The following is an 11,705-nucleotide window of genomic DNA, read 5'->3' on the forward strand; positions in this document are numbered from 1 at the left end:
GATGACCCTCGACCGCAAGGAACGGCTGAAGCAGGAGATGCTCCGCCGGCTGGCGGCGCAGCAGACCCGCAAGGACCGGAACAGGATCCCCCGCGTCTCCCGGGACGGCGACCTGCCCCTGTCGTACGCCCAGCAGCGGCTGTGGTTCCTCGACCAGCTGGAGCCCGGACGGGCGGACTACAACTCGGCCATGTGCCTGGAACTGCGCGGCGATCTGGACCCCGAGGCGCTGCGCCGCGCCTGCGCCGCGCTCGTCGTGCGGCACGAGGCGCTGCGCACCACCTTCCACGAGAGCGACGGGCGGGCCGTGCAGCGGGTGCGGCCGGCGCGGGAGGCCGAGGACGCGCTGGTCTTCGAGTACACCGCGGCGGGCGACGAGGAGGCCCTGGCCGAGGCGCTGCGCGAGCGCTTGGGCCGGCCCTTCGACCTGTCCGCGGGGCCGCTGTTACGCGCCCACGCGGTGCGGGCGGGGGCGCGGCGGCACGTGTTGCTGGTGGCGATGCACCACATCGTCACCGACGGCTGGTCGATGGGGGTGCTGCGGTCCGAGCTGGACGGGCTCTACCGGGCGGCGCTGGAGCGGCCCGCCGTACCCGTCGCGGAGCTGCCCGCCGCCGCGGGCCTGGCCGAACCGGCCGTGCAGTACGCGGACTACGCGGTGTGGCAGCGCGAACGGCTCAGTGGCGAGCGCTACGAACGGTCCCTGGAGCACTGGCGGACCAAGCTGGCCGGGGCCGAGCCGCTGGACCTGCCCACCGACCGGCCGCGGCCACCGGTGCGCGGCACCGGGGGCGGCGCGCACGTCTTCCGCGTCCCGAAGACCACCGCCGACGTCATGCGGCGGGCCGCCGCCGCGCAGGGCGCCACCCTGTTCGCGGTGCTGGTCGCGGGCGTCCGGCTGGTGCTGTCCCGCTGGACCCGCTCCGACGACGTGGTCGTCGGCACGGTCGTGGCCGGCCGGGACGACCCGCAACTGCGCGACACGGTCGGCTTCTTCGTCAACACCGTGGCCCTGCGCGGGCGGGTGGACGAGCGGCAGACCTTCGGGGAGCTGCTCGCCGGCGTCAAGGACGGCGTGCTGGCCGACCTGGACCACGCGGAGGTGCCCTTCGACGCCGTCGTGGACGCCGTCCTGGACGAGCGCGACGCCTCCGTACCGCCGCTGGTGCAGGCCACGGTGGTCCTGCAGAACCAGGACGGCGGGCAGCGGGCCGGCCTCGGCGGGCTCGAGGCCGACGCCTACCCGCTGCGGCGCGAGCACTCCGTCTTCGACCTGACCTTCGAGTTCGCGGAGACCGCCGACGGCCTGGACGCGCGGCTCGAGTTCGCCACCGAACTGTTCGACCCGGGCACCGTCGAACAGCTCGCCCGTGACCTGTGTGCGGCGCTCGGCGCGGCGGCCGATCCCCGGCCGCTGCGGGACACCGAACCGCTCGGCGCCGACGGCCGCGCGCGGGCACTCGACGCCGGCCGGGGTCCGGCGGGCCCGGCGCCGCGCACCTTCGGCGAACTCCTCGCCGTACGGGCCGCGCGGCACCCCGCGGAACTCGCGGTCGTCTCCGACCGGGAGCAGCTGACCTTCGCCGAACTCACCGACCGCGCGGGACGCTTCGCCACGTACCTGCGCGACCGCGGGCTGCGCGGCGGCGAGTTCGTCGGTGTGTGCCTGGAGCGGGGCGCCGACCAGACGGCCGCGCTGCTCGGCGTCATGCAGGCGGGCGGGGTCTATCTGCCTCTGGACCCCGGTTATCCGGCGGAGCGCCTCGCCTACATCCTGGACGACTCGGGAGTGCGTACCGTCCTCACCGACACGGACGTCGCCGGGGTGCTCCCGGACTCGGTCGAGCGGATCCTGCTCGACCGGGTGCGCGACGACGTCCTCGCGTGCGAGCCCGCGCCGCAGCTCGCCAGGGTCGACGGCGCCGCGTACATGATCTACACCTCGGGTTCCACCGGCCGCCCCAAGGGCGTGCTCGTCGGCCACCGCGGCATCGCCGCCCTGGCCGCGGCGCAGGGCGCCCGCATGGACGTCGGCCCGGGGACGCGGATGCTGCAGTTCGCCTCGCCCGCCTTCGACGCGGCGATCGCCGAACTGTCCGTGGCACTGCTGAACGGCGCCACGGCCGTGGTACTGCCGAGGGAACAGTTGCGCGGTGAGGGGCTCGTCCGGGCACTGGGCGCGTACGGCGTCACCCATGTGACGCTGCCGCCCGCGCTGCTGCCCAGCCTCACGCCCGAGAAGCTGCGGCCGCTGCGGGCGCTGCTGGTGGCCGGCGAGGCCACCCCTGGCGAGCTGGTCGCGGAGTTCTCCGCCGGACGCCGGATGTTCAACGCGTACGGGCCCACCGAGTCCACCGTGTGCGCCACCATGAGCGCCCCGCTGTCCGGCGCGGCCACCCCGCCGATCGGCACCGCGATCGAGGGCACCCGGGTCTATGTCCTGGACCGCTGGCTGCGGCCGGTCGGGCCCGGGGTGCCCGGCGAGCTGTACATCGCGGGCGACGGCCTGGCGCACGGCTACTGGCAGCGGTCCGCGCTGACCGCCGAGCGGTTCGTCGCCGACCCCTTCGGCCCGGCGGGTGCGCGCATGTACCGCAGCGGCGACGTCGTGCGACGGCGCGGCGACGGGGCACTGGAGTTCCTGGGCCGGTCCGACGGCCAGGTGAAGATCCGCGGCCACCGCATCGAGCCGGGCGAGGTCGAGGGCACCCTGCTGCGGCTGCCCGGGGTGGCGCAGGCCGTCGTGGACGTCCAGGGCCGCGGCGCCGACCGCAGGCTCGTCGCGTACGCCGTGCCGAGCGCGCCCGGGGCGGTGACCGCGGACGGGTTGCGCGAGCAGCTGGCCGCGACCCTGCCGGAGCACCTGGTGCCGTCCGCGATCTGCCTGCTCGACGCGGTCCCGCTGACCAGCAACGGCAAGGTGGACCGCAAGGCGCTGCCCGCCGTCGACTGGGCCGGCCAGTCGGGCGTGGGGCACACGGCCCCGTCCACCCCCACCGAGACGGTGCTCGCCGGGATCTGGGCCGAGCTGCTCGGCCTGGAGAACCCGGGCGTCCACGACGACTTCTTCCGGGTCGGCGGCGACTCCATCGGCAGCGTCCGGATGCTCTCCCGGGCCGCCGACGTGTTCGGGGTGCGGCTGCCGCCGCGCAGCGTCTTCGACCGCCCGACGATCGCCGGCCTCGCCGCCCTCCTGGACGCCGCCATGGGCGGCAGGCTCCGGGACGGCGGGCCGATCACACCCGCGCCGCGGGACGAGCCGCTGCCGCTGTCGTACGCGCAGCGCCGTCTGTGGTTCCTGGACGACTTCGCACCGGGCGGCTCCGAGTACAACTCGGGTGGCGCGCTCAGGCTCTCCGGCCCGCTGGACCGAGGAGCGCTGCGGAAGGCCGCGGACGCGCTGGTGCACCGGCACGAGTCGCTGCGCACCGTCTTCGTCTCCCGGGACGGCAGCCCGGAGCAGGTCGTCCGCCCGGCGGCGCCCGTACCGCTGCCCGTCACCGACCTGACCGGCCGGTCCGCCGCGGACCTCGACGCGCTGCTCGCCTCGGAGGTCCAGCGCCCCTTCGCCCTGGACGAGGGGCCGCTGCTGCGGCTGCTGCTCGTCAAGCTCGGTGCCGAGGAGCACGTCCTGCTCCTGAGCATCCACCACATCGTCACCGACGCCTGGTCGATGTCCGTGATCACCCGGGAGCTCGGCGCTCTGTACGCGGCGGCGCTGTCCCACCCGGACACGCCCGCCGCGGATCTTCCCGTACGCGCCGGGCTCGCCGAACTGCCGCTGCAGTACGCGGACTTCGCCGTCTGGCAGAACCGCAGGGAGTCGTCGGCGGACCTCCGGGCGTCCCTGGACCACTGGGCGCGGCTCCTGGCCGGGGCGCAGCCGCTGGAGCTGCCCACCGACCGCCCGCGTCCCACCGTGCGCGGCACCGCCGGCGCGGTGCACGACTTCGCGGTGCCCGCCGACGTCCTGGACGGGCTGCACCGGCTCGGGCGGGCGCACGGCGCCACGCTGTTCATGACGCTCACCGCCGCCGTGCAGCTGCTGCTGTCCCGCTGGACCGGACAGGACGACATCACCGTCGGCACGGTCACCTCCGGCCGGGAACGCGCGGAGCTGGAGAACATCGTCGGGTTCTTCGTCAACACGCTGGCGCTGCGCACCAGGATCGACGAGTCCATGACCGTCGCCGGACTGCTCGCGGGGGTCCGCGAGACGGTCCTCGACGCCTTCGAGCACGCCGACGTGCCCTTCGACCGGGTGGTGGAGGCGGTGGCGCCCGAGCGGGACCCCTCGCGGCCCACCCTGGTGCAGGCGGTCGTCGCGCTGCAGAACGCGCCGGGCGAGGCCCCCCGCCTCGACGGCCTGGTCCTCACCGAGCACCCGCTGGTCCGCGAGCACGCGCTGTTCGACCTCAGCCTGGACTTCGGCGAGGTGGACGGCCGGCTGCTCGGAGCACTGGAGTACAACACGGAGCTGTTCGACCCCGGGACGGTCGCCCGCCTCGCCGACCAGCTCGTGGCGCTGCTGCGGCTGCTGGCCGAGGACGACGGCCGCACCCTGCGTGACCTCCTCCCGCTGACCGACACCACCCGGAGCGAGCTGCTGGCCGCCGCGTCCGGGCCCGCCCTCGCCGCCGACGGCGGCCATGTCCTGCGCGGTCTGGCCGAGACCGCCGCCGCGCACCCGGAGCGGCCCGCGCTGACCGCGGGGGACGTCACGCTCTCCTTCGGTGAACTCGACGCCCGCGTCAACCGGCTGGCCCGCCGACTCGTCGCCTCCGGCGCCGGACCCGGCGACCGGATCGCGCTGGTCCTGCCGCGCACGGCCGACACGGTGACGGCCGTGTTCGCGGTGCTGCGGGCCGGCGCCGCCTACGTACCCGTCGACCCGTCGTACCCCGACGACCGGATCCGCTCGATCGTCGGCCAGGCCCGCCCGCACAGTGTCCTCACCGTCGAGGCGAGCGCGGCCGCGCTGCGCGAGCTGTTCGGCCCCGACGTCGACGTGACGGTCCTGGACGGGGAGGCGGCCGCCGCGCTCGCGGAGGGGGACGGCTCGCCGTTCGACGACGCCGAGCGCATCCGGCCGCTCACCGACGCCCATCCCGCTTATGTGATGTACACGTCCGGCTCCACCGGCACCCCCAAGGGCGTCGTGATCGACCACGGCAATCTGCGGGCCATGATCGACGGTTACCGGGCCGTCGTCCTCGACGCGCTGCCGGATCCGGGGGCGCCGCGTCGTGCCGCGCACATCGCCGCCTTCTCCTTCGACGCGTCCTGGGACCCCCTGGTGTGGCTGATCCACGGCCACCACCTGCACGTGGTGGACGAGCGGACCCGGCTGGACGCCGAGCAGCTGTGCCGCAGCCTGGACGAGTGGCGCGTCGACTACTTCGACGCGACCCCGTCGTACCTCACCCAGCTCGTCGCGGCCGGACTCCTCGACGAGGGCCGACACCGCCCGCAGGTGATCACCGTCGGAGCCGAGGCGCTCGACGCGGCCCTGCTCGCCCGGCTGCGCGAGGCCGGGGTGGCCACCGGCTACAACTTCTACGGCCCCACCGAGAACACCGTGAACAGTGTGTACTGGCCGATCCGCGAGGGCGAGCGGCCGCTCATCGGCCGCCCCATGCCGGGGACGCGCGCGCACGTCCTGGACTCCTCGCTGAGACCGGTGCCCGTCGGCGTGCACGGCGAGCTGTACCTGGGCGGCGCGGGCGTCGCCCAGGGGTACGCCGGCCGGCCCGACCTGACCGCGGAACGGTTCGTCGCCGACCCCTTCGGCCCGGCGGGCGCCCGCCTGTACCGCACCGGTGACGTGGTGCGCTGGACCCCGGACCACGAACTGGAGTTCATCGGCCGCGCCGACAACCAGGTCAAGATCCGCGGCTTCCGGATCGAACTCGGCGAGATCGAGGCCGTCGTGGCCGCCGTGCCCGGGGTCCGGCACGCCGTCGTCGTCGTACGGGAGGACACGCCCGGAGTCCGCCGACTGGTCGCCTACGCGGTGGCCGATGGCGTCTCCGCCCGCGAGATCAGGGCGGCGGCCTCCGCGGCCCTGCCCGAGTACATGGTCCCCGCGGCCGTCGTGCTCCTCGACGACCTCCCGCTCAACGCCAACGGCAAGCTGGACCGCAAGGCCCTGCCGCGGCCGTCCCACGACGCCCTGGCCGGCGCCGCCTACGTGGAGCCGCGCACCGCGACGGAGCGGCTGCTCGCCGATATCTGGGCCGAGCTGCTCGGCGTCGAACGCGTGGGAGCGGAGGACAACTTCTTCGAACTGGGCGGCGACTCCATCCTCAGCATCCAGCTGGTGTCCCGGGCCCGTAAGGCCGGTCTCGTACTGACCTCGAAGGACGTGTTCGTCCGGCAGACCGTGGCCGGACTCGCGGCCGGGCTCGGCGCGGGAGCGGACACGCCGTCGGCCGGTGCCCCCGAGGTGGCGGCCGGGCAGGGCGCGGTGGTGGGGGAGGTTCCGCTCACCCCCGTGCAGGACTGGTTCCTGCACAGCCACCCCGTGGCTCCCGAGCACTTCGACATGACCCTGCTCGTCGAACTCCACCCGGGCGTCGACCTGACCCTGATACCCCGGGCCGTCGCGGCCCTCCTGGAGCAGCACGACATGCTCAGGCTGCGCGTCACGCGCCAGGATGGCGTGTGGACGCAGCGGATCGCGGAGCCGGACGACGCGCCGCACGAGGCGGCGCACGCCTGGCACACCGTGGACGCCTCCCGGATGAGCGACGAGCGGCTCGACGCGGCGATCCACGAGCGGGCCCACCGCGCGCGGTCCGCCGGCCGACTGGCGACCGGCCCGCTGTTCGAGGCCGTCGCCTTCGACCGCGGCTCCGGCCGCCCCGCCCGGCTGCTGCTCGGCGCCCACCACCTGGTGGTCGACGGAGTCACCTGGCGGGTGATCCTGGAGGACCTCGCCACCGCCTACGAGCAGCTCGCCGCCGGGAAGCGGCCCGACCTCGGCGCCAAGTCCACCTCCTTCCCCCAATGGGCGCAGAGGCTGGCGGACTTCACCCGTGACGGCGGCTTCGACGACGAGGCCGCCCACTGGGCGGGCGTCCTCGACGGCGCGCCGGTCGAGGTGCCGCTGGACCACCCCGGCGGGGACAACACCGTGGCCTCGCAGGAGACGGTCACCGCCGCCCTGTCCGAAGTGCACACCCGGTTGCTGCTGCAGCGGGTGCCGGGCGTCTTCCGCAGCCGCGTCAACGATGTGCTGCTGGCCGCGCTGGGCCGGGCCCTCGCCGAGTGGACGGGGTCGCCCCGGGTGCTGGTGGAGCTGGAGGGTCACGGCCGCGAGGAGCTGTTCGACGACGTCGACCTCTCCCGTACGGCCGGCTGGTTCACCACGGTCTACCCGGTCTCCCTCGACCTGCCGGACGGCGCGGACTGGCGCCGGACCGTCTCGGCGGTCAAGCGCCGGCTCCGGCTGGTGCCCCGCAACGGCATCGGCTTCGGCGCCCTCGCCCACCTGGGCACGGAGGAGCAGCGGGCGGGGCTGCGGGACCTGCCGATGGTGCCGGTCTCCTTCAACTACCTGGGCCGGTTCGGCGGCCAGGGCGAGGGGGACGGCTTCTACCGCCGCTTCCTGCCGAGTCCCGGCGGCGACCACGCACCCGCCGAACTCCGCACCAACGTCCTGGATGTGACGGGCAGCGTGTCCGGGGAGCGCATGGAGTTCGTCTGGACCTACTCGGCCGCGCTGCACCGGCGCGGGACCGTCGAACGGCTCGCGCGGGCCTTCACCGACGGCCTGCGCGAGATCGCCGAGGCCTCCGCCTCCGGCAGGTAGCCGGCAGGAGCACCTGCGGATCCCCGCAGCGAGCAGACCCCGCGACAGCGGACGTGACACACGAGAGGAAACATCCCATGAGCAACCCCTTCGAGGACGAGAACGCCACCTACCTGGTCCTGGTCAACGACGAGGGCCAGCACTCCCTGTGGCCGTCCTTCGCCGAGGTGCCGGCCGGCTGGGAGACGGTCCTGGCCGAGACCTCGCGCGCCCAGGCCGTCGAGTACATCAACACCCACTGGACCGACATGCGGCCCAAGAGCCTCATCGAGGCGATGGGCGCCTGAGCGGGCTCGTACGCATGCGAAGGGGCGGGGCCCCGGCCGATCCGGCCGGGGCCCCGCCCCTTCGCTCGCCCCCTGACGCTATTCCCGCACGCCGATGGCCTCCACCGGCTTGGTCCGCAGGGCCAGCCGCACCGGGACCATCGTCGCCGCCATGCCGAGCACGACCGTGGCGGCGATCACCGACACGTAGATCAGCGGAGACCCGGCGGGCAGCGGACTGCCCAGGAAGGCGATGCTCAGCGCCCCGAGCGGCAGCACGGTCATCGCGGTGCCGAGCAGCACCGCGAGGCCGCACATCAGCAACGCCTCCCAGCGCAGGGTGCGGATCACCTGGCGGTGGGTCATGCCGATCAGCCGCATCAGGGCGAACTCGCGGGAACGGGCCGCGGTCGCCACGACCAGGGTGTTGACGACGGCGATGGCGATGTAGAGCAGGATCATCGCCAGGCCCGTGAGGTTGATCCAGGCGGCGAGGGTGGCCTCCTGGCGCACCCCCGCGGAGAAGCCGTCCCGGTCCTTCACGGACAGCGAGGGGTACGTGTCGGCCAGCGTGCGCAGCGCCTCGCCGACGGCCGCGCGGTCGCCGCCGTCCCGCACCCGCACCAGCAGCTGCCCGGGGGCACGGGCCGTGGTGTGCCCGGTCAGGACGTCCTGCGGGACGGTCATCTCCCCGAATCCCATGCCGCGTTCGTACGTGGCCACCAGCTTCAGCCGGGTGCGGCTGCCGTCGCCGAGGTACAGCTGCACCTGGTCGCCGACCGAAACGCCGAGCAGGGTGGCCTGGGTCTCCTCCATGGCCAGGGTCCTGCCACGCAGGTTCCCGATGTCGCCGTCGACGACCCCGAGGTCGATGGTCCGGGAGAGCTTTTCGGGGGTGACGCCGCGCAGCGAGAATCCGGCGAGCTCCGTGTCCTCGAACACGGTGATCGCCGTGAACGCCTTGGAGGTGGACACCGCGGTGGCCACCTCCACGTCCTTCACCTCGCGGACCCGGTCGACGACCTGGGACGACAGACCGCCCGAACCGCCGTCTCCCACCACGTAGTCGGCGTCCAGGCCCGCCTCGACCTGGCGACCCGCCGCCGCGGACAGGGTGGTCTGGGTGTAGACGAGGGTCACGCTGAAGCCGATGGCGAGCACCAGCGGCATGACCGCGGAACTCATCCGCCGCGCCGCCGTGGCGCTGTTGGAGGCGGCGAGGAAGCCGCTGACCCGGCTCGCCCGCAGCGGGAGCCCGAGCACGCCGACCAGGGCGCGTACCACCAGCGGGCCGAGCAGGGCGAGTCCGACGAGACCCAGCAGCGCCGCGCTGCCCGCCCCGGCCGCTCCGAGCTCGCTGCGCACCACCAGCGGCATCACGGCGGAGAGGGTGGCGATCCCGAGGAGGGCGAGACCGAGCAGGACCCGCCAGAGGGACCGGCCGCGGCGCTCCACGGCCGCTTCGCCGAAGGCGTCGACCGGGTTGATGCGCGCGGGACGGTGGGCGGCGATCAGGCCGGCCACGAGGGCGGTGGCGACGCTGAGGACCAGCGCCGCCACCATCGGCACGGGACCCACGACCAGGGGGAGATCGTCGGGGACCGCGCCGAACCCGGCGAAGAGGCCGCGCAGCAGCTCCGCCACGGCTACGCCGGGAGCGCAGCCCAGGACACCGGCGACGACCGCGACCAGCAGCGCCTCGGACAGGACCAGTCTGTAGACCTGTCGCGGGGTGGAGCCGATGGCGCGCAGCACCGCGAACTCCCGGCGCCGCTGGTCGACGGAGAGCCCGAGGGTGCCCGCGACGACGAACATGGCGACGAACGCCGCCATGCCGCCGAAGGAGGTGGCGACCAGCAGGAGCAGTCCGCCGGCCGAGTCGACGTCCGGGAACTCCAGCCTGCTCCGGTCGTCGCCCGTGTGAGCGACGGTTCCGGGGACCGCCGTCTCGACGCGGGCGGCCAGCGCGGCGGCGTCGACTCCGTCCGCGGCGAGCACGCCGACGGCGTCGAACACGCCGGGGTGGCCGGACAGCCGGGCGGCGGTGGCAGGGGTGAAGAACGCCGCGCTCTGTCGTTCGAGTCCGGCGTCACCGGACGGATCGGCGAGGCCGGAGACGCGGTACTCGGCGGGCACGGACTCGACGACGACACGGACCCGGTCCCCGACGCGCGCACCGGCGGCCCGTGCGGCGGCGTTGTCCAGCACCACGTCGTCGGCGGACGCGGGGGCACGTCCCTCGGCGAGCCGGAAGGGGCCGAGGACCGCGGCGTCCCAACCGTGCCCGTACAGCGGCTCGGTGTCGGCCCCGGGCAGGGCGGCGGTGAAGCTGTAGTCGCCGACGGCGCGCCGTACCCCCGGAACGGCCGCCACCGCGCGCAGCACGTCCTGCTTCAGCCGGGCGCGCTCGGGCAGGGTCTCGCGGACGGTGAAGTCACCGCCCGGCACCCGCAGGGTCTGGTCGCCGCCGACCATCACCGCCGCGCCGGCGTAGCGTTCGGGCCGTACGGACGTCCGCAGCCCCGACTCGACGAGGATGCCGGACGCGGCGAGCACCGCCGTACCGCAGAACAGCGCCACGAAGGCGCCGAGGAACGCCGCTTTGCGGGCGCGCAGCGTCTTCCACGCGATCTCGAGCACGGTCACCGGCCCCCGAGGTGGGCCATGCGCTCGGCGACGCCCTCGGCCGTGGGGGACTCCATCCGCTCGACGAGCCTGCCGTCGGCCAGGAAGAGCACGCTGTGCGCGTACGAGGCGGCCACCGGGTCATGGGTGACCATCAGCACGGTCTGCCCCAGGTCGCGGACCAACTCCTGGAAGAGTCGCAGTACTTGCTGCCCGGACTGGGAGTCCAGGGCGCCGGTCGGCTCGTCGGCCATGACGACGTCGGGCCGGCTGATCAGCGCGCGGGCGATCGCCACCCGCTGCTGCTGGCCGCCGGAGAGCTCGGACGGACGGTGGCGGAGCCGTTCGGTGAGGCCGACCCTGCCGGTGATCTCCTCCAGCCAGCCGCGGTCCGGGGAGGCGCCGCTGAGCCGCAGGGGCATGGTGATGTTGTCCTTCACGCTCAGCGAGGGCAGCAGGTTGTACGCCTGGAAGACGAACCCGACCCGGTCCCGCCGCAGCCGGGTCAGCCCGGTCTCTCGCATGCCGGACAGCGGGACGCCGCCGAGCCAGACCTCGCCACTGCTGGGACGGTCGAGTCCGGCGGCGCAGTGCAAAAACGTGCTCTTGCCGGAACCCGACGGACCCATTACCGCAGTGAAGCTGCCGCGGGCAAGGTCTACGGAAATACCCCGAAGGGCTTGCACCGCATTCCCTCCCCGGCCATAATTCTTGGTTACGTCGCGCAAGGTCAGTGCAGGCGCGCCGGGCGCGCTGAAATTCATCGAACCACCGGACACAAGAGGAACCCCCGCTCAGAATGACGCCGGGAAGCTATCACGAGGCCGGGAAGCCGGACAATGCATATCTGACTGCACCCGCGGGGGTGTACGCAGGTATACCCCGGGGGCCGGAAAACGGCTCGGTGCTGCGGAAAAGGGCCCGCGCCGCCGTGCCGGAGGTGCGGTATCTGGTCGCCGCGGCGGGATCGGCCACAGCCTCCTGGGCCATGCTCCCCTTCC

At 74.1% G+C, this 11,705-nt stretch carries 4 protein-coding genes; 2 read left to right on the plus strand and 2 right to left on the minus strand.

The genetic code is table 11. The features are described 5' to 3' along the window. Position 1 precedes the first annotated feature (1 nt). Together ACZ51I_RS28795 and ACZ51I_RS28800 are read left to right on the plus strand one after the other, a co-directional pair. Positions 2 to 7,813, plus strand: a complete 7,812-nt coding sequence (locus ACZ51I_RS28795; protein WP_468881539.1) for an amino acid adenylation domain-containing protein — start codon at positions 2 to 4, stop codon at positions 7,811 to 7,813. Positions 7,814 to 7,890: 77 nt separating this feature from the next. Next, the gene (locus ACZ51I_RS28800) at positions 7,891 to 8,100 is read left to right on the plus strand and encodes an MbtH family protein (RefSeq protein WP_468881542.1); all 210 of its coding nucleotides are present in this window, start codon (positions 7,891 to 7,893) and stop codon (positions 8,098 to 8,100) included. Between the two features lie 78 nt (positions 8,101 to 8,178). On the opposite strand, the gene ACZ51I_RS28805 is transcribed toward ACZ51I_RS28800, so the two are convergent. Both ACZ51I_RS28805 and ACZ51I_RS28810 read right to left on the minus strand, forming a co-directional pair. Continuing rightward, complete coding sequence (locus ACZ51I_RS28805) at positions 8,179 to 10,725, minus strand: ABC transporter permease (protein WP_468881545.1); 2,547 nt, start codon at positions 10,723 to 10,725, stop codon at positions 8,179 to 8,181. Continuing rightward, on the minus strand, positions 10,722 to 11,468 hold the full coding sequence (locus ACZ51I_RS28810) for an ABC transporter ATP-binding protein (protein ID WP_468881548.1): 747 nt from the start codon (positions 11,466 to 11,468) through the stop codon (positions 10,722 to 10,724). The genes ACZ51I_RS28805 and ACZ51I_RS28810 overlap by 4 nt, the downstream gene beginning before the upstream one ends. Positions 11,469 to 11,705: the final 237 nt, after the last annotated feature.

Source organism: Streptomyces sp. NPDC034084 (assembly GCF_055575535.1).